15 protein-coding genes are annotated in these 18,830 nt (G+C 71.0%); 6 read left to right on the top strand and 9 right to left on the bottom strand.

Translation table 11 applies throughout. The features are described 5' to 3' along the window. Positions 1–107 precede the first annotated feature (107 nt). The 6 genes from KF823_08620 (at position 108) to KF823_08595 (ending at position 5,255) form a co-directional block, all read left to right on the top strand. Positions 108–1,217, top strand: a complete 1,110-nt coding sequence (locus KF823_08620; protein ID MBX3725968.1) for a hypothetical protein — start codon at positions 108–110, stop codon at positions 1,215–1,217. A 159-nt stretch (positions 1,218–1,376) separates the two neighbouring features. Beyond that, positions 1,377–1,646, top strand: coding sequence for a hypothetical protein (locus tag KF823_08615; GenBank protein ID MBX3725967.1), 270 nt, complete (start codon positions 1,377–1,379; stop codon positions 1,644–1,646). A gap of 16 nt (positions 1,647–1,662) precedes the next feature. Further along, entirely contained in the window at positions 1,663–2,493 is an 831-nt protein-coding gene (locus KF823_08610; GenBank protein MBX3725966.1) for a DUF692 domain-containing protein, read from the top strand. Then, entirely contained in the window at positions 2,477–3,256 is a 780-nt protein-coding gene (locus tag KF823_08605; protein ID MBX3725965.1) for a putative DNA-binding domain-containing protein, read from the top strand. Before KF823_08610 ends, KF823_08605 begins: the two co-directional genes overlap by 17 nt. Before the next feature lie 188 nt (positions 3,257–3,444). Further along, positions 3,445–4,224, top strand: coding sequence for a 3-hydroxybutyrate dehydrogenase (locus KF823_08600; protein ID MBX3725964.1), 780 nt, complete (start codon positions 3,445–3,447; stop codon positions 4,222–4,224). Further along, complete coding sequence (locus tag KF823_08595) at positions 4,221–5,255, top strand: patatin-like phospholipase family protein (protein ID MBX3725963.1); 1,035 nt, start codon at positions 4,221–4,223, stop codon at positions 5,253–5,255. Before KF823_08600 ends, KF823_08595 begins: the two co-directional genes overlap by 4 nt. A gap of 262 nt (positions 5,256–5,517) precedes the next feature. Here the strand turns inward: KF823_08595 and KF823_08590 are convergent, their stop codons facing one another. The 9 genes from KF823_08590 to glnD form a co-directional block, all read right to left on the bottom strand. Beyond that, positions 5,518–6,705 (bottom strand): hypothetical protein, encoded by a 1,188-nt coding sequence (locus KF823_08590; GenBank protein MBX3725962.1) that lies wholly within the window; start codon positions 6,703–6,705, stop codon positions 5,518–5,520. Positions 6,706–6,718: 13 nt separating this feature from the next. Then, complete coding sequence (locus tag KF823_08585; GenBank protein ID MBX3725961.1) at positions 6,719–7,321, bottom strand: hypothetical protein; 603 nt, start codon at positions 7,319–7,321, stop codon at positions 6,719–6,721. Further along, positions 7,318–9,231 (bottom strand): hypothetical protein, encoded by a 1,914-nt coding sequence (locus tag KF823_08580; GenBank protein ID MBX3725960.1) that lies wholly within the window; start codon positions 9,229–9,231, stop codon positions 7,318–7,320. Before KF823_08580 ends, KF823_08585 begins: the two co-directional genes overlap by 4 nt. 339 nt (positions 9,232–9,570) lie before the next feature. Beyond that, positions 9,571–11,235: a hypothetical protein gene (locus KF823_08575; GenBank protein MBX3725959.1), complete on the bottom strand. Its 1,665-nt coding sequence runs from the start codon at positions 11,233–11,235 to the stop codon at positions 9,571–9,573. A gap of 10 nt (positions 11,236–11,245) precedes the next feature. Continuing rightward, complete coding sequence (locus KF823_08570) at positions 11,246–13,267, bottom strand: hypothetical protein (protein MBX3725958.1); 2,022 nt, start codon at positions 13,265–13,267, stop codon at positions 11,246–11,248. A 369-nt stretch (positions 13,268–13,636) separates the two neighbouring features. Then, positions 13,637–14,785 (bottom strand): succinyl-diaminopimelate desuccinylase, encoded by a 1,149-nt coding sequence (dapE, locus tag KF823_08565; GenBank protein ID MBX3725957.1) that lies wholly within the window; start codon positions 14,783–14,785, stop codon positions 13,637–13,639. A gap of 49 nt (positions 14,786–14,834) precedes the next feature. Then, the gene (locus KF823_08560) at positions 14,835–15,191 is read right to left on the bottom strand and encodes a Spx/MgsR family RNA polymerase-binding regulatory protein (GenBank protein MBX3725956.1); all 357 of its coding nucleotides are present in this window, start codon (positions 15,189–15,191) and stop codon (positions 14,835–14,837) included. A 49-nt stretch (positions 15,192–15,240) separates the two neighbouring features. After that, complete coding sequence (gene dapD, locus KF823_08555) at positions 15,241–16,092, bottom strand: 2,3,4,5-tetrahydropyridine-2,6-dicarboxylate N-succinyltransferase (protein MBX3725955.1); 852 nt, start codon at positions 16,090–16,092, stop codon at positions 15,241–15,243. A gap of 103 nt (positions 16,093–16,195) precedes the next feature. Further along, positions 16,196–18,823, bottom strand: a complete 2,628-nt coding sequence (gene glnD, locus KF823_08550; protein ID MBX3725954.1) for a [protein-PII] uridylyltransferase — start codon at positions 18,821–18,823, stop codon at positions 16,196–16,198. Positions 18,824–18,830: the final 7 nt, after the last annotated feature.

Here is an 18,830-nt window from a genome sequence, read left to right as displayed (position 1 = left end):
GCCCGTGTCATTCGGATGACCCAGAAAAGTCATCGACGCGTCATCTGTAACCTTCCAGCAACATTTCTGACATACGATGCCGGCGCCCTCGGCTGCTCCGGTCCATCATGTCCACGCGCTGCCTGCTGCGTCTGTCCGCCCTTGCCCTGCTCGTTGCCGCACCGGGAGGGGCCGTCCAAGCGGACGGCTGGCCACCCCGCTGGTCGCCAGCGGAGGGCTGGACCGTGGCCCCGGCCGCCAGCGCCCAGTACGACGTGCTGCACGCAGACCGCGACCATGGCGGCGTCTCGGCCGACGGTTTCCGCCGCCAGCGTATGGCCGTGAACCTGGCCGGTCCCAACGGACTGGCGGCCAAGGTCGAGTACGACGCCGTGCCGGGCACCTGGACCGATGTCTTCGTGCGCTTGCGACTGGGCGAGCACGGTCGCCTGCGGATCGGCCAGGGCAAGACGCCGATGGGGCTGGAGGCGCTCACCAGCCATCGCCACCTGACCCTGCTCGAGCGCTCGCCGATGAACGCCCTGGTGCCGGGACGGGCACTCGGGCTGGAGGCGGGCTGGGCAGGCGGCAGGCGGACGCTGGCGGTCGCCGCCTTCGATGGCACCCTCAATCCCGAGCGACGCGGCCCTGGCCTGTTCGCCCGGACCACCTGGAACTGGCGGCAGACCGACGACGACGGGCACCGGCTGCACCTGGGCCTGGCCGCCGGCACGGAGCGGCCGGACGGGCCGGTCCGGCTGCGCGGCCGACCCGATGTCAGCGGACTGCCCCTGGTCCTGGCCGACAGCGGCCGCCTGGACGGCGTCGCGCGGGCCGACCGTCTCGGCGTGGAGGCGGCCTGGGATCGCGGACCGTTCACCGTGCAGGCCGAACACCTGTGGCTGCGTGCGCGGGTCCCCGGGCGGAGCCACCAGGCCAACGGCGGCTATCTGATGGCGAGCTGGCGGCCGGGTGGAGAGAGCCGCCGCTACCGTGACGGCGTGTTCGAGGGGATCAGCCCCGGCAGGCGGGCGGGCGCCTGGGAATTCTCGCTGCGTGCCGCCCGGCTGGCCGTCGAGGATGCCGCCCAGGCGCGGCAGAGCGGCCACAGCTACGCCCTCGCCGCGAGCTGGTTGCTGCCCGCCAGTCTGCGGATCACCGCCCAGGTGGGCCGGGGTCATCACGCCGGCGGCGGTACCGACACCGTCCAGGGTGTGCGGGTGCACGGCTGGTTCTGAGCGGGACCCCGGTGGCCGGCAGGACGTCCGGTACCGCAACCTGCTGAACGGGTTTTCCGGGGCGCTGGTTGACGGTCGCCTTCGGTACTACGCTTGTCTCCTGCGCCCCCGACCGGCGGCGTCGACGCCCGCGCTCCACCCCCACCAGGAGGTTCCACGATGGACAGCAACCTGATCAAGCCCCTGACGGCCGTGCTCGGCCTGGCATTGCTCGCCGGCGCCCCGCTGAGCCAGGCGACCAGCCCGTTCGCCCTGGCCGACCTCGGCGGTGGCTACCAGGTCAGCGACGACCCGCCCGAGGAAGGCAAGTGCGGCGAAGAGGGCAAGTGCGGCGAAGAAGGCCAGTGCGGGGAAGAGGGCAAGTGCGGCGAGGAAGGCAAGTGCGGTGAAGGCAAGTGCGGCGAGGGTCAGTGCGGCGGCAAGGCCTGACCGCGACCGCGCGGCCATGACGCCGGCGTCCCTCCAGGGCGCCGGGCTGGGCCTGCGCCGCGCCCTGCTGGGTGCGCTCGAGGCCGCGCCGGCCGATGCCGTCGATTTCCTGGAGTGCGCGCCGGAAAACTGGATCGGCGTCGGCGGCGCACCGGGCCGCCGGCTGGCCGCCCTGGCCGAGCGCCATCCGCTGAGCTGCCACGGCCTGTCCCTGTCGCTGGGCGGCCCGGCGCCGCTCGACCTCGACCTGCTGCGCCGCATCGGCGCCTTCCTCGAGCGCCATCGCGTCGCGCTGTATTCCGAACACCTGAGCTGGTGCAGCGACGACGGCCAGCTGTACGACCTGGCGCCGATCCCGTTCACGGCCGAGGGCGTACGCCACGTCTCGGCGCGCATCGGCCAGGCGCAGGATCTGCTGGGCCGGCGCATCGCCGTGGAGAACGTCTCCTACTACGCGCCCCTGGCGACCGACCTGGACGAGCTTGAGTTCCTGCGGGCCGTGCTCGAAGAGGCCGACTGCGACCTGCTGCTCGACGTCAACAACGTCTACGTCAACAGCGTCAACCACGGCTTCGACCCGGTCGCCTTCATCGACGCCCTGCCCGGCCACCGGATCGTCGCCCTGCACGTCGCCGGCCATTACCGCGAAGCGCCCGACCTGATCATCGACAGCCACGGCGCGGCGGTGATCGACCCGGTCTGGGCGCTGCTGGCGCATTGCTACGATCGCCATGGGGTCCGGCCGACCCTGCTCGAGCGCGATTTCAACATCCCGCCGCTGGGCGAACTGCTGGCCGAGATCGCCACCATCCGAACCCTGCAGGCGCGCCATGCGGGAACCGGCTGACACCGGCGCGGCGCTGCGCAGCCGCCAGCAGGCCTTCGCCGAATGGCTGCGCGACCCGGACCGCCGGTCGGCGCCGGCAGGCGTCGATCCCCGCCGGCTCGCCGTCTACCGCCGCCTGTTCTTCAACACCGTGGCCGGCCTGCTGGCCGGCAACTTCCCGGTGCTGCGCGTCCTCCATGACGAGGCCGCGTGGCGGTCCCTGGTGCGCGCCTGGTACGCGGGGCATCGTGCCCGCTCGCCCCTGTTCCCCGAGGTCGGCAGCGAGTTCGTGGCCTGGCTGCAGGCACGCCAGGCGCTGCCGGAAGCACCCGATCCGCCCTGGCTGGCCGAGCTGGCGCATTACGAGTACATGGAGATCCATGCGGCCAATGCCGAAGCGGAAATCGCGGACGTCGCCCATGATCCCGAAGGCGACCTGCTGGCCGGTGCCCCGGTCGTCTCGCCCCTTGCCTGGCCGCTCGCCTACCGGTGGCCCGTGCACCGGCTGGGTGCGGAGCAGCCGCCGCAGGCGACCGCGCCGGCGCAGCCGACCTGCCTGGTGGTCGTGCGCGACCGTCGCGACCGCGTCGGCTTCCTGGAGGCCAATGCCCTGACCTTGCGCCTGCTCGAACTGCTGCGCGAACGTCCCGCCGTCGCCGGCGCCGACCAGTTCCGCACCCTGGCCACCGAGGCCGGCCTGGCTGCGGATGCGCTGCTGGTCCACGGGCGCGACATCCTTGCCCGCCTGCTGGCGCGCGACATCGTGCTGGGGACCGCCGTCTGAACCCGAAGCGGCAGGCGTCAACGGGTGCCACCGCAGGCGGGTGAAAGCCGGTCAGGTCCGGGTTTGCGAGAATGACCGGCCACGGAGGCATCGCCGGTCGCGGAGCAGGCGCCGAGGCGCTCGCCGTTTCCCGGCCGGAACCGCCCTGGTCGGGCGCCGACACCGAAATCGACATCGAAGGAGACAGCATGCTCAAGGACAAGATCGCCCTGGTCACCGGCTCCACCAGCGGCATCGGGCTGGCCATCGCCGCCGACCTCGCCGAAGCCGGCTGCACGGTCATGCTCAACGGCCTGGGCGACCCACAGCAGATCGAGGCCGCCAAGGCGGAGGTCGCACGGCACGGCACGGCGGTCGACTTCCACCCGGCCGACCTGTCCCGCCGCGACCAGGTCGAGGCCCTGGTGGCCGACACCGAGCGGCGCTTCGGCCGCATCGACATCCTCGTCAACAACGCCGGTATCCAGCACACCGCGCCGGTGCACGAATTCCCGCCCGAGCGCTGGGACCTGATCCTGGCGATCAACCTGTCGGCGGTATTCCACGCCATCCGGGCCGCGCTGCCCGGAATGCAGGCGCGTGGCCACGGCCGGATCGTCAACATCGCCTCCGTGCATGGCCTGGTCGCGTCGCTCGACAAGTCGGCCTATGTCGCGGCCAAGCATGGCGTGATGGGCCTGACCAAGGTGGTTGCGCTGGAGAACGCCCAGGCCGACATCACCTGCAACGCCGTCTGCCCGGGCTGGGTGCTGACGCCGCTGGTGCGCAAGCAGATCGACGATCGCGCGGCCCGCGAGGGCTGCACCGCGGAACAGGCCGAACGCGCCCTGCTGGAGGAGAAGCAGCCCTCGCTGCGCTTCACCCGACCCGAGGACATCGCCGGGGCGGTGCGCTTCCTGTGCGGTCCGGCGGCCGCGAACATGACCGGCACCCAGATGGTGCTGGACGGCGGCTGGGTGGCGCGTTGATCGCGACACCGACCGTCCATCTGGCCCTGCAGGGCGGCGGCGCCCATGGCGCCTTCACCTGGGGCGTGCTGGACGCCCTGCTGGAGGACGGCCGGATCGGCTTCGAAGGCCTGTGCGGGACCAGTGCCGGCGCCATGAACGCCGTGGTGATGGCGCACGGCCTGCTGTCGGGCGGGCGCGACGGCGCCCGCGCGGCACTGCGGGCGTTCTGGCTGGACATCGCCGCCGAGGGCCGGTTGTGGAGCCCGGTCCGACCGCAGCCGGACCTGCTGCGCTGGTTCGGCATCGACCCGGCGATCGGCCTGGCGGCCAGCCATGCCGCCTTCGACGCGTTCACGCGGATGTTCTCGCCCTACCAGTTCAACCCGTTCGACTTCAATCCGCTGCGCACGGTGATCGAACGCCACGTCGACTTCCAGGCGCTGTCGCAGCCGCATTGCCTGAAGCTGTTCGTCTGCGCCACCAACGTGCGCACCGGCAAGGTCCGCATCTTTGGCAACACGGAGATGAGCGTCGACGCCCTGCTCGCCTCGGCCTGCCTGCCGCAACTCTTCCGGGCGGTGGAGATCGACGGCGAGGCCTTCTGGGATGGCGGCTACATGGGCAATCCGGTGCTCTACCCGCTGTTCTACCGCACCGTCAGCAGCGACATCGTGCTGGTGCACGTCAATCCGATCGCCCGCGATGAGGTGCCCAGAACCCCCGAGGCGATCGCCAACCGGGTCAACGAGATCAGCTTCAACTCCTCGTTGATGCGCGAGATGCGCGCCATCGCCTTCGCGGCCCGCCTGGTCGAGGAGGGCTGGCTGCGGGACGAGTACCGCGACCGGGTGCGCGCCATGCACATCCACGCCATCCGTGACGACGCGCTGATGGCGGAACTGACCCTGGCCAGCAAGCTCAGCCCGGACCTCGGCTTCCTGACCACCCTGCACGACTACGGCCGGGAGGTCGCGCGGCGCTGGCTTGCCGCGCATTTCGACGACCTCGGCGTGCGCTCCAGCGTCGATCTGCGCAGCGACTACCTGTAAGCCGGCAGCGAAGGCGGGGCTGGCCCGGCATCCTCAGGGAGGCGCGTTGGGCGGATCCAAGGATCGCGTCGGGGTGCGAGCGCACCGGCGGGTGGCAAGGGTGTGGTCGAGGCTGCGTCCGGCTGGGCAACCCGCGCCGACCACCGCACCACGGCGCGAAGATCCGCGCCCGCAGCAGCGGGCTGGCCGCCCATCCGAGATAGCGGTCCATCGGCAAACGGCCGACCCGGTCGTTTGCCGACAGACTGTCCGGGGCGTCGTCTCAGGGCGCCGGGAACTCGAAGTCGTGCGCGAAGATGCGGTCGTCGACCGGTGCCCACGGGCCGAACGGCACCAGCCGCGGACCCGCGCTCTTGCAGACCATCGAGTCCTGGGGAATGCACGGCGGGTTGCCGCCGGTACCGCATCCCGTCGGCCAGTTGTTGGCGGTGGCGTCGCGCACCGCGACCCGGTACCAGAGCACCACGTCCTCGTTGTCGATGCTCTGGCCGTTGACCAGGGCGCCCTGGTTCATGCCGCAGTCGCCGAGCGAGTAGCTGGGGTTGTCGCCGTACTGGCCAGCCACGTAGCGGGTCGCCATGAAGTCGGTGGTGTGGAAGTTGCGCCCGGACTCGTTGGTCGCCACCGCGTAGTCGTCGGCGCCGGGCACCAGCTCGTAGCCACGGCCGGTGACGGTGTTGCGGACCGTCCAGGTGGTGCTGCCCGGCGCGCCGCGCAGGGCGCTGAACTCGACCGGCTGATCGACGCCGTTCTCCGCCACCACGTGGTTGTCGGCGCCGTCGATGTCGAAGTCGAACCGCCAGTAGTTGTGGTGCCAGTGGGTGACGTTGTTGAAGGTGCCGTTGTTGTTGCCGAAGCCGAAGGTCGGCTCGATCGTGCCGTCGTCGAAGAAGCGGATCCGCGAGTCGTACATGTACCAGTCGGCGCGGTACTGGCTGGTCAGCCGGACATGATCGCCGAGGTCCTCGATGACCACGCCGTTGTTGGTCGTGCAGGCGAAGCCGCCGCCGGTCGGCTGCTGGAACGGACAGGTGCCGTAGGATGCGGTGGGCGACTTTGAAACCGTGCAGGACGTGGTCGCCAGGCGCTCGGGGTCGGGCGGCACCGCCAGGACGTTGTGCGTGCTGGTATGCGCGAGCGTCGGCGTTCCGGTGTCCTTCCAGTCCCGGTAACAGGTGCTGGTGCGGTATTCGGCGAACAGCATGGGCGAATGGATGCGCTTGGCGACCAGGATGCCCCGGTAGTGCACGGCGCGAAGTTCCAGCCCGGAACCGCGCGGGCCGATGCTCTGGTTGGGCGGCAGCCAGCACATCTGCCAGAGCGGCTCGACCGCCGGCCAGGACAGCAGGGTGCCGCCCTCGGCCACGCAGTCGGGGGCGGCGGCGCGGGCGGCCGAAGGACTCAGGCAGGCCAGGGCCAGCAGGCCAGCCAGGTACAGGGCGGATTTCATCGGCGAACGGTCCTCAGGGCGGATCAGCAGGAACCTGGTGGTCGTCGTGGGTGTACACCACGCGGTCGCTCACCAGGTCGACGACGGCATGGAGGACGGGAATGGAGCCATCCCCGGCACTGACGATGAAGCGCAGGCAACGCGAGCCCAGGTCGCACCACGGGTCGCCGGCCTCCCGGACCACGAAGCCGCCGCGATGGACGAGCAGGTCGTCGCGGCCGGCCATCAACGGGCCGAGCTCGGGATGGCCGCGCACCAACGCTTCCAGGCGGGCTTCCTCCGCAGCGTTGGCGCGCAGGGATTCGCCGGGCAGCAGGTCCTCGGACAGCAGCCGCCCATCGGGGTCGAAGACCCGGCGCACGGTGCTTCGCCGGTCGTAATCGAATCCGTACTCGACATCCTGCCGGACATCTCGGCCATCGAGCTTGACGACGTCCGAGTAGCGACGCGCGAACTGGTAGCCGCTCATCCGGCCGCCCGGATCGACCGCCGAGGCGACAGGTCCAGACGCCGGCGCCGGATGTGCCGACTGCCGCCCGCCGCCGGTCGCACAACCCGCAAGCAGCCCCAGTACCAGCGGCACCAGGGCCAGGGCGCGACCTGCTACCGGGCTCAAGGCGCCACCATCACGGCTGCGGCGGCGCTCACCATGTCCTCGGGCGGCGATCGCCCGTAGGCGGGATTGCTCCACAGGTCGTACATGAACTCGCCGCGGGTCTGGCCTTGCGGACCGACGTCGAACGGCCTGCCCGGACCGCCGGCGCACATCAGGTTCTCGGGCTGGAAGTTGCGCTCGACCGCCTGGTCGCGCAGGAAGGTGATGTACTCCGCGCTGGCGATCTGGAACTTCAAGGTGGCGGTCACCGTGACCTGGCCGTTGAAGCCGGGCGGCAGCGGGATCGCGTAGCTGCTCACGTCGTAGTTGACCAGCCTGGGCGACCCGGGCGCCACCGGCGGGTAGACCAGGCCGACCGGGCGGGTGTCGAGATCGGCACCGCCGGTGAAGCCCAGCGGCGGAATGCGGTTGTCCTTGGCCACGCAGTTGTTGCGCACGAAATGGAACTGCTTGCGGCCCAGCGCGTCCTCGGTCTCGCAGGACTGGGTCGCCGGATTCCAGATGCCCTGCTGGACCTCGTAGACGCGCGTCTGCGCGTCGATCGCAAGCGCGCCGGTATCGGGGTTCCAGTCGCCGGTCTGCCAGATCACGTCGCCCTGGCCACTCCGGGCCACCACGTGCAGCCACATGCGCCGACCCTCGGCATAGCCGGTCGGCAGCTTGTGGCCCGCGAGGTTGGTGACCTTGACCTGGGCGTTGACCACCCCGGCGCCGGCCTGCGCGCTGGTCTCGATGACGGCGCTGCGCTGCGTAAGCATGTGCCGGGCACGGAGGATGGTCCGGTCGATATCGGCAGCGCGGTCCTCGATGCCGCCGCCGATGCCGGTCGCATACAGGTCCCGGATCATCTTCGGGATCCAGGTGTTGGCGCCGACGAACTCGTGCACCGGCAGGTTGCCGGCCCGCGAGCCGTCGGGCAGGAAGGTGCAGGCCTTGGCAAGCGGATCCTCGCTGCTGGCCATGTGGCAATCCTGGCAGGTCGCGCCGCGGGCGAGCTGCGGCGTGAAGTCGAAATCGTCGCCCATGCGGTCGCGGAACACGAGGTCGCCGAAATCGCTGCGCCCCCACTCCGTGAAGGTGCGCTCGATCGGCATCGCCAGCCCGGTATCGGTGCCGTCCGGAAGGATCAGCGTGGTGACCGGTCCGATCTCGGTGATCGGCGAGGTCACGTCGTGGCAGACGCCGCATACGGCGCCGCGGTCGAGGAAGGCCGAGTACACCCAGCCATGCGGCGGCTCGTAGAGGTCGCCGGGCTGATACTGATAGGGGCCGGCCCGGCAGGGCCCGCCGTAGGTGCCGCCCGGCGTCTCGCAGGACAGCGCGTCGTCCAGCCAGAAGTTGCCGCTGCCCGGCGGCGCCGTCGCACCGGCCGGACCGGTCTCGGTCATCCGGTGGCAGAAGTGGCAGCCGATGCCGGCATAGTCGTTGCCCTTGTCGTCGGTGGCATCGTGGCGGCCCTCCAGCAGGCAGCCGTTGGTGCCGTCGACCAGCCCGCCACCCGGCACCTTGAGGACGCGACCCTCCAGCCAGGCGGTCGGCGCGTGGCAGCGCAGGCACCAGTCGCCGACTCCCGGCAGGTCGGCATTGGCGACGTCCAGCGCCGCCCAGAACAGGGGGTCGCGGCCGGAGTGCGCCATCATCGAGCCGCCCCAGGTGTTGTGCGGCAGGAAGCCGGCTTGCGGCGAGTCGGGATTGAACGAGCGATGACAGCCGAAGCAGCCGGTGTTGGGCTCCATGGCGCTGGCCAGACCCGGCTGGGTGCCATCGGGCGTGATGTCCAGGAAGCCGGCGTGGGGATCGGCAGGTGCGGCGGACCAGGTCAGGCCGGCACCCAGCGCGGCGGCGGCGCCGGTCGCCACGATGGCGAGCAGCAGCCAGCGGGCGGCGCCGGATTGGCGGAATCGGATCATCGTCTGACCTGGAGTTTTCGTGAAACCTCGTCGCGAGGGCGTCGAGGCCGCGTCGGGGTGCGGGCCGCGGACCGATGGACGGCGAAGGCGCAGCGGACACCACGTCGAGCCGGCCAGAGGAAGCAGACCGCGCCGAGGCGTGGCATCGGCGGCCGCAGTAGAGGATTCATGAATACTCCGGGCTGGGCCCAGCAGGCGTCGGAACCGGGCAGGCCATCACGATGACGTCTCCCCACGTGTGACCATAAGTCGGCAGCGCCGGGACGGTCAAGGCGGCGAGCCGCGCGAACACGGCTCCGTGCGACGGATCGCCCCGTCTCGGCGCCATGCCGCGGGCCGTCATGGCGGCAACTCGAAACCGTCCAGGAACAAGGCATCGGGCACCGGCGCCAGCGCTTGCGGCAGTTGCACGCGCTGCACCTGGATCTCCACCGGCATGCCGCCGGGAGTCTGGGTCCAGCCCTTGGTCACCGCCAGGGCCCGCCAGGCGCGGCGGTACAGCAGACGAACGTCGACGCTCGCCTGGGCGCCCGGCGGCAGGCCGACCGGCACCCGGAAGCGGTAGCTGCTCTGGTCGGTGGCGCCCGAAGGAATGCCGCTGTCCTCGAGCACGGACTCGGCATCGATGAACAGCACCGGCGCGACCTCCGGACCCGAGCCGTTGATGCGCCCGGCCAGGACCTTGGCGAAGCCCCGGCCGGGTCGCCCTGCGTAGTCGCCCGGCTGCTCGCCCGGCACGTCGTCGTCCGCCCACCAGGGCACCACGCCACCCCCGGATTGCGCCAGCGGCTCGCCATCCAGGCGAACGTCGACCACCAGCAGCGCGTTGCGCAGGGAGATGCCGGTCGGGAAATTGTGCCCGCACCGATTCTCGACCTCGGCCTCGACGACGAGCTGGGCGCCTTCCTGGCGGCTCTCCACGCGCAGCAGGATGTTCTCGGTCAGCCGCGCCGGCGTCGCGCCGATCATGGTGTGGGCGTGCCGCTGGCTGCCCGGTCGGCTGGGACCGCCGCTGCCGATCACCGCCGAGCCGCTCTGGGTGGGCATGTGGCAACCCTGGCAATGGCGCTGCCCCGGACCCGGCTGCGCATAGGGCGATGCCAGCCACTCCCGGTAGGTGTTCTGGCCAGGCGCGCCGGTGACGGGATTGGTGTACTGGTGGCAGGACGCGCACAGTTTCGAGTCGCCGTGCAGAGGCGAGTAGCTGTTCTGCATGGGCGATGTCGGCACGTCCGGCAGGCTTCCCCAGACGTAGAAGGACGAGTCGCTGGTGCCCAGCGGGAACCGGTACTCGCCATTGCCGCGATGGTGCAGGGCGTCGATATCGTCGTTGACGTGGGCGAGCTGGTGGCAGGCATGGCAGTTCACGCCCTCCAGGCCTGCCGGGCTGTCGACCTCGTCCAGCATCATGCCGCCCGGCACACGGACATCCTGCATGGGCGCATGGCAGGTTGCGCAGAAGCCGGTGTCGTCGGGGTCGTGGAGGTTCCGGAACACGTAGCCGGCCGCTCCGCCCGGGGTCCCGGTGCCGGAGAACAGGTCGAGCACCCAGCTGTTGACCGCGGCGCCGGCATGCCTGGAGCCGGCCCACTGCGTGTAATAGGCGGAGTGGCAGCTTCGGCAGGACTGCTGGGTCGACGGCGGAAGATAGGTCGGGTTGTCCAGCCCGGGCAGCCTGGGCAGCTCGATCAGCACCTGCGACATGCCGTCGAAGACCTGCTGCGTCTCGCTGAGATAGTTGCGCGGGCGCGCTGGATCGTGCGGCAGCGCGGCACCGATCTCGAGCTGGCCGGCCGCCGTCATGGCCAGGTGGAAATGCCCGTCTTCGCCGGTCACCGCCCGGCCCAGCTCGGGTCGGGCGCGGATCGCGACCACCGCCCCGGCGAGCGGCGTGCCGTCGACGACGTCGACGACCCGCCCAGAGATGTCGGGCCTGCCGCTAGCCGGCCAGAGCAGGGCCAGCACCGCCAGGGCGGTGCTGGCCAGGAGACCGCGGGCAGGCACGGTTCGCGAATCAGTGCCGGCGTTCGGTGGCCGCCGCCTCGAAGTCGTGGGCGAAGATGAGATCGAGGATGGCGCTCACGTCCGGCACCATCACCTGGGTGGTCAGGGACGACGGCTCGCCGGGGCCTGCCACGCCCAGCACGACCTGGCGGGTGTGGGCGGGATCGGGTGCGACGTTGGTGACGAAGCTGAAGCGGTACAGCGTTCCCCAGTTCAGCTCGTTGCCGTCCGGCGCGGTCCAGGTCAGGCTGCCCGCATCCTGCGACACGGTCCAGTCGTTGCCGGCCTGGATGTCGATGTCGGCGAAGTGCCCGGTCGGGACGTGCACACCGGCCTGCGCCACCGGAATGGTGAAGCGGTCGAAGCCTTTGTTGCTGACCACCTCAAGATTGGGCGGCACGTCGTTGGGCGGGTTGCCGTACACAGCGCGCGAGAAGTCGAAGTTGTTGACCACGTAGTCGTAGCGCCAGCAGTTGCCGGCCAGGCCGGTCCCGGCCTCGCAGGCGCCCAGGTCCTTGGTGGCGACGGCGATCCGGGTATGGCCCTCGGGCGTGGCGATCTCGACGTTGCGGGTCGGGTTGGCGGCCGGGTTCACCCAGTGGTTGATCACCGGGCCAAGCGTGAAGGCGCCCTGGCTGCCGGTGGTCCAGGAACTGCCGGAGGCCGACGGGTTGATCGGGCGGAACGCCATGGTGTTGTAGATGTTCACGTCGTCCTGGACGATGTACCAGGACTCGGTGAAGAACTGCGCGCCCGGCACCCGCATCTGCGACTCCCGCACGATCAGGCGCTGGTCGTAGTTGGTGTTGCCCGAGGCGTTCTGCACGCCATTGCAGCTGAGGTCGTAGATGGAGCGGCAGCGGCCCCACTCGCCGGTGGCCGGCACCAGTTCGCGGCGCGGACCCAGGCTGGAGTTGCTGTCGTTGTTGCCGGTGCCGTAGACGTCGCCGCAGTTGCGGCCGAGGATGTGGCCGCCGCCGGTGCAGGCGCCCGGTGCGCAGCCGGTGTTGATGGTCAGGAAGGCGTGCTTGACGCCGGACGCGCCGATCTGCTCCAGCTGGCCGTCGTTGAGCCGGAACATGTTCCAGATCAGGTAGGGGTGCTGGTCGTTGCCCGGGTACGGGTAGTTGTAGGGGCTGACCGTGAACTTCTGGTACCACGGCACGTCGGCGGAGTCGTCGCGGTTGCTGTTGCGCAGCGTCGAGCTTGGCGTGAACACGACCTGGCCGTCGTCGCCGGCCACATTGCAGCCGTTGGCCTGGTTGTCGCCGCGCCGGCAGCGCGTGAACGCCATGGTGTAAACCTCCATCAGCACGTCGGCGCGATAGTTGCCGCCGCCGCCCGGCAGCGGCAGGCCATGGAAGTTCGGCGCCGGGCAGCGCAGCGCGGCGGCGTCGAAGCCTGCGGGCCGGGCGACCACGTCGAGCAGCATCTTGACCTCACCGACATAGGCATCGGCCAGTTCCGGGCGACCGATGCGGTCGGCGAGCGCCTTGCTTGCGCGCAGGTCGGCGCTGCGCACGTAGAACCAGCGGTAGTCCTCGACCATCTTGTACATCAGGTGGTTGAGGTAGAACCACGCGGTGCCGTCGGCGCCGACCAGCTCGAGCTGCATCGGGTTGACGGTGCTGGCTCGCAGGTTCAGGCCGCGCTGGTCGAGGCTGCCGCGACCTGCCAGATCGACCGAAAAGCCGCCCTCGACGCGCAGGCTGCCGCCCACGAAGCGGTCGAAGCCGCCTTCCGGGGCATTGAAATGAAGGGCCTCGCCGGGGCTGACGGCGAACACCGCGAACTCGTGGTCCTCGGCATCCTGGCCGGGTGCCGGGGCCGGCAGTCGGGCATGAACGCCGAACAGCTCGAGGAAATCCTCGTTCACCCGCAGCTTGAGTTCACCGCCGCTGACCGCCCAGAAGGCCTCCTGCACGGCCTCGTCGGCACTGCGCTCGTAGGGCTGCTGGGGCGTCGCGGCGTGGGCGACACCGATTGCCAGCACGAGCAGCGCCGACAGCGGCGCCAGGATGATGCGAGACATGGATTTCCCTCCGGATGGTTGGCTGGTCGGCCTTGACAATCCCGTGACGCTAGCACAGGCGCGACCCGGCCGCCTGTGCGCTGCATCATGAACGCGACCGGATCGCAGACCGCCGGCACCTGCCGGATTCGGCAGCCCGCTGGCCGGTTCCCGGGCGCACGGTTCAGGTCGGCCGAACCGGCCAACCGCCATCCGGAACCGGCCGAGCGGCGCCGCAAGTGCCCTCCGATCGGGTCGGAGGCTCCACCGACCAGCAAGGCCGGCGCGCGCAAGCAGGCGCAGAGCCTACGACTCGGCGCAGCCGCGCCCGATCCTGTGCCGGACGCGCGCGAACCGGATCAGGCCAGGGATGGCCTGATCGGACCTTGCTCAGGGCGCCCGCCCAGCGTCCAGCAGGCAGTGCGCCAATACTGCGCCGTACAGTCCCGGCAGGCGTTCCAGATCGGCGACCTCGACATGCTCGTCGACCTTGTGGATGCTGGCATTGACCGGACCCAGCTCGACCACCTGGGCGCCAAGCAGGGCCACGAAGCGGCCGTCGGAGGTGCCGCCGCCGGTGTTCTCGTCCGGCGTCACCCCCAACGCTCCCTGCACCGCTTCGCGGACCGCTGCCCGGAGCCGGCCAGGGGCGGTATGGAAAGGCTCGCCGGAGCGATGCCAGGCGATCGAGGCTTCGACGCCTTGGCGTGCGAACGCGGCCTCGATCTCCGCGATCAGGCCCTCGGCCGTCCAGCGCGGCGAGTAGCGCAGGTTGAACTGCACCGTGGCGGTGCCCGGAATCACGTTGCTGGCGCCTGTGCCGGCCGCCACATTGGCGACCTGCAGCGAGGTCGCCGGAAAGTCCGGCCAGGGCTGCGCGTCCCAGGCTCGCGCAACCAGCTCGGCCAGCACCGGCAGGACGCGGTGGATGGGGTTGACGGCCTTGTCCGGGTAGGCGACATGCCCCTGCACGCCATGGACGGTCACGGTCGCGGTGAGCGAACCACGGCGGCCGATACGGACCACGTCGCCCAGACGATGCCCCGAACTGGGCTCGCCGACCAGGCAGAAGTCGATGGCGCGTCGCTCGGCGCGGAACCGCTCGACCACGGCGCGCACGCCGTCGATGGCATCGCCCTCCTCGTCCGAGGTGAGCAGCAGGGCGACGGTGCCGGGATGGTCAGGATGGGCGGCGACGAACCGTTCCAGCGCCACCACGAAGGCGGCCACCGACCCCTTCATGTCGGCGGCGCCGCGGCCGTACAGCCGGCCGTCGCGCACCACCGGATCGAACGGATCGTGCTGCCAGGCCTCGAGCGGGCCGGGCGGCACCACGTCGGTGTGACCCAGCAGGCACAGCACCGGCCCGCCGGAACCATGGCTGGCCCAGAGGTTGCGCACCCCACCGGTATCGAGGCGTTCGATCGCGAATCCGGCGGCGGCCAGGCGTGCGGCCAGCAGGTCCTGGCAGCCGTCGTCCTCGGGCGTCACCGAGCGACGGCGGATCAGCTCGCAGGCCAGGGCCAGCACGTCGCTCATCGACCCGCCTTCGCGCCGGGGCGTCGATCGTCGGGCGGCTGGCGCAGCCTCATGGCAGAAGCAGCCGCTTCCAAGCGGCATCCGAGAAACCCAGGGTCACCGAGCCGTCGGCGCCTTCCAGCACCGGGCGCTTGACCAGGGCCGGATACTCGCGGATCAACAGCAGCCATTCCGGTTCGCTGCCCGGCGCCTTGCGATTGCCGGGCAGGTTCCGCCAGGTCGAGGAGGCGCGGTTGATCAGCGCATCGAACCCGCCAAGCCGACCGGCCCAGGCGCGCAGGCGTTCGGCAGCCACCGGTTGCGTCCGGTAGTCGACGAAATCGTGGTCCACCCCGAAGCGCTGCAGCCAGTTGCGCGCCTTCCGGCAGGTATCGCAGTTGGGCAGCCCGTAAACGGTGTGGCTCATGGCAAGGTAGGGAGTTGCGGACAGGGGACCGATGCGCGCGCGGGGCGGCTCATGCCATGCGCAGCAGTTCGTTGATCGAGGTCTTGGCGCGGGTGCGGGCATCGACGCGCTTGACGATGACCGCGCAGGACAGGGAATAGCGGCCATCCTCGGAGGGAAGACTGCCGGGCACCACCACGCTTCCGGCCGGCACCCGGCCGTAGTGAACCTCGCCGCTGGCGCGGTCGTAGATGCGCGTGCTCTGACCCAGGAACACGCCCATGCCGATCACGCTGCCGCGTTCCACCACCACGCCCTCGACCACTTCCGAGCGCGCGCCGATGAAGCAGTCGTCCTCGACGATGGTCGGCGTCGCCTGCAGCGGTTCGAGCACGCCGCCGATCCCGGCACCGCCGGAGAGGTGGACGTTGCGCCCGATCTGCGCGCAGGAGCCGACGGTCGCCCAGGTGTCGACCATGGTGCCGGCGCCGACGTGCGCGCCGATGTTCACGAAGCTCGGCATCAGAACCACGTCGCGGCCGACATGCGCACCGCGGCGGACGATCGCACCCGGAACCACCCGGGCGCCGGCGCTCTGGTAGACCGCCTCGCCGGTGTCGCCGGCGAAACGCAGCGGCACCTTGTCCCAGGCACCCAGCAGACCGCCGGGAGTCGCAGGCATGGGCGCCATGCCGCGAATCCGGAAATACATCAGCACCGCCTTCTTGATCCAGTCGTTGACCCGCCAGCCGCCCTGCCCGTCCGGTTCGGCGACGCGCAGCTCGCCCGACTCCAGGGCATCGAGCACCGCCTCCACCTGCGACCCTGCGCGCGCGGCCAGGGCGGGCTGGTCGAGCGAGGAGAGCTCGCCGAAGGCCTCTTCGATGGCGGCCTGGTCGATGTGACGGGCGGATACGCTCATGGGGTCTGGGCTCGTGCGGGCCCGCCATGGTAGACGAGCACGATGCCCGACGTGCCTGCTGGCCGGGCGGGCCGGGCCGACAGGCCCTCCGGACGGGCCCGGATCAACCGAAAGCGGCGTCCAGGCGCTCGGCCAGGGCCTGCCCCAGGTCCCGCTGAGCCGCCTCCTCGAGCGGCCGGTCGCGCTCGTCGCTGAGCACGAAGAAGTCCTCGGCACGCTCCCCGAAGGTGGCGATCCTGGCGCCATGCACGCGCACCTGCTGCTCGCGCAGCACCTGGGCGACCAGGGCCAGCAGACCCGGCCGGTCCGAGCACACCAGGGCCATGCGGGTGCGGGCCGCGGTGGCGGACGGGCTGAACTCGACCCGCGGGCTCATGTGGAAGTGGCGTTGCGTGCGGCTCAGGCTCCGGCGCACCGGTCCCAGGCGCAGCGGCCGCTGCCGCAGCGCGTAGCGCAGGCTGCGCACGATCTCCTCGTCGCGCTCGGCGAACGCCGCCTCGCGCTCGGCGACCGGCAGCCCGGGATCGGGTGCGCGCCGGCTGCGCTCCAGGACGCGGAAGGTGTCCAGGCTGAGACCCCGGGTCGAGGTCATGACCCGAGCCTCGACGACGTCCAGGTCGAGGCGGTCGAGCGCCGAGGTGATCGCCGCGAACAGCCCGTCGATGTCCTGGCTGTGCACCAGGATCTCGCGCGCGCCGCGCTCGCCCTCACGGCGCGCCGCGACCAGGGGCAGCGCGTCGCTGCGCGCCGAAGCGACGTTGCGGGTGACCCAGGCGATCAGTCCGGGCCGGTAGCGCAGGAAGCTGGAGGCGGGGAAATCCTGCCAGATGACCTCCGCCTGGGCGGCATCGATGCCCTCGTCCGCGAGCTGCGCGAGCGCCGCCTTGCGGCACTCGGCGATGCGTTCGTCGACATGGATCGGATATTCGAGGCCGCGCCGCAAGGCGAAGCGCGCGGCGGCGTGGAGGTCGGCGACCAGGCGCGCCTTCCAGGTGTTCCAGAGCGTGGGACCGGTGCCGGCGATGTCGGCCATGGTGAGCAGGTACAGCGCGTCGAGCCGCTCGCGGTCCCCGACGATGGCGGCGAACCCGTTGATCACGGCCGGGTCGGTCACGTCCGATTTCTGGGCGGTGACCGACAGCAGCAGGTGCTGGCGCACCAGCCAGGCGACCAGGTCGACATCGGCCTCGCCCATGCCATGCGCGCGGCAGAACTCCGCGGCGTCGGCGGCGCCCAGTTCCGAGTGGTCGCCGCCACGGCCCTTGGCGATGTCGTGGAACAGGGCCGCGAGATAGAGCAGCTCGGGTTTGCGCAGTCCCTCGAACACCGCTGCCGCCTGCGGGAACTCCGGCGCCTCGCCGGCCGCGATGCGGTCGACGTTGCGGATCACGTTGAGGGTGTGCTGGTCGACCGTGTAGACATGGAAAAGGTCGTACTGCATGCGTCCTGTCACCTGCGCGAAAGCCGGCAGGTACGCGCCAAGCACGCCGTGCAGGTGCATCCGCTGCAGCGTCCGCGACACGTCGGCGCCGCGCAGGATGGCGAGGAAGGCGTCGCGCGCCTTCGGCCGCCCGGTCAGCGCGGCATCGCCGCGCTGCACCAGGGCGTCCAACGCCGCCGTGGTGTCGGCGCTCAGTGCGGTGAGGTCGGGATGCCGTTGCCAGCACGCGAACAGCGCCACGGCGGTGGCCGGATCGCGCTCGAACGCCGCCATGTCGCGCACCGCCAGCCGCGAGCCGTAGCGCAGGAAGTCGTCGTCCAGCCCCTGGCCCTCGACGTCGCCCTCGTAGCGCTCGCGCCAGCGCGCATCGAACCGCGCCTGTATCCGCCGGACCGCCAGCGCAGCCCGGAAATAGCCCTGCATGAGCTGCTCGACGGCGCGGTTGTCGCGGTGCTCGTCGCGCAGGCCGAACAGCTCCGCCAGCGGCGGCTGATGGTCGAACAGCAGACGCTCCTCGGCACGGCCCGCAACCAGGTGCAGGGCGAAGCGCAACCGGGACAGCTGTTCGCCCGCCGCCACCAGCGCCTGCCACTCGCCGGCGCGCAGGACGTCCGCCCGGGCCCATTCGGCGGGGTCGGCGCTGCCAGTAGCGCGCAGCGCGATCCAGGCCATGGTCTGGATGTCGCGCAGCCCGCCCGGACCGTCCTTGAGGTTGGGCTCGAGGTTGTAGCTGGTATCGCCATAGCGGGCGTGTCGCTCGGTCAGCTCGGCCTGCTTGGCGGCCGCGTAGCGGTCGAGCGGCCAGACCTGGTCGGGGGCGATCGCCGCCGCCAGGGCGGCGGCGGACCCGGCAGGACCTGCCAGCAGCCGGGCCTCCATCATCGTCGTGCACACCGCGGCATCCGCGGCGGCAGCGGCGGTGCACTGGCTCAGGGTGCGGACCGCGTGGCCCGGGCGCAGGCCGAGGTCCCAGAGGCGGGACACGAAGCCCTCGATGCGGCCGCGTCGCGCGAGATCGGGCTCGCCGTCGGAGAGCACCAGCAGGTCGAGATCGGACTGCGGATGCAGCTCGCCCCGACCGTAACCGCCGACCGCGAACAGCGACAGGCCATCGTCGTCGCCGACCGCCTCGGCCCACAGCGAGGTCAGCCACCCGTCGAAGGCGTGCGCCCGTTCCCTCAGCAGATCGGCAACCGGCGCATCACCGCGGAACGCCGTTTCCTGGGCCCTGTCGAAGGCGGCGACCTCGCCGCGCAACCGCTCGAGTCCGGGGTCGGCGACGGCGTGCACGGCGGCC

Source organism: Lysobacterales bacterium (assembly GCA_019634735.1).
In the GTDB taxonomy this organism is placed as follows: domain Bacteria; phylum Pseudomonadota; class Gammaproteobacteria; order Xanthomonadales; family UBA2363; genus Pseudofulvimonas.
The sequence above is the reverse complement of the archived record's forward strand: the minus strand, read 5'-3'. Positions and strand labels throughout refer to the sequence as shown.

Coding starts and splice junctions, on each gene's coding strand:
- KF823_08620 (MBX3725968.1), top strand. CDS start 108: ATGTCCACGCGCTGCCTGCTGCGTCTGTCCGCCCTTGCCCTGCTCGTT.
- KF823_08615 (MBX3725967.1), top strand. CDS start 1,377: ATGGACAGCAACCTGATCAAGCCCCTGACGGCCGTGCTCGGCCTGGCA.
- KF823_08610 (MBX3725966.1), top strand. CDS start 1,663: ATGACGCCGGCGTCCCTCCAGGGCGCCGGGCTGGGCCTGCGCCGCGCC.
- KF823_08605 (MBX3725965.1), top strand. CDS start 2,477: ATGCGGGAACCGGCTGACACCGGCGCGGCGCTGCGCAGCCGCCAGCAG.
- KF823_08600 (MBX3725964.1), top strand. CDS start 3,445: ATGCTCAAGGACAAGATCGCCCTGGTCACCGGCTCCACCAGCGGCATC.
- KF823_08590 (MBX3725962.1), bottom strand. CDS start 6,705: ATGAAATCCGCCCTGTACCTGGCTGGCCTGCTGGCCCTGGCCTGCCTG.
- KF823_08580 (MBX3725960.1), bottom strand. CDS start 9,231: ATGATCCGATTCCGCCAATCCGGCGCCGCCCGCTGGCTGCTGCTCGCC.
- KF823_08570 (MBX3725958.1), bottom strand. CDS start 13,267: ATGTCTCGCATCATCCTGGCGCCGCTGTCGGCGCTGCTCGTGCTGGCA.
- dapE (MBX3725957.1), bottom strand. CDS start 14,785: ATGAGCGACGTGCTGGCCCTGGCCTGCGAGCTGATCCGCCGTCGCTCG.
- KF823_08560 (MBX3725956.1), bottom strand. CDS start 15,191: ATGAGCCACACCGTTTACGGGCTGCCCAACTGCGATACCTGCCGGAAG.
- dapD (MBX3725955.1), bottom strand. CDS start 16,092: ATGAGCGTATCCGCCCGTCACATCGACCAGGCCGCCATCGAAGAGGCC.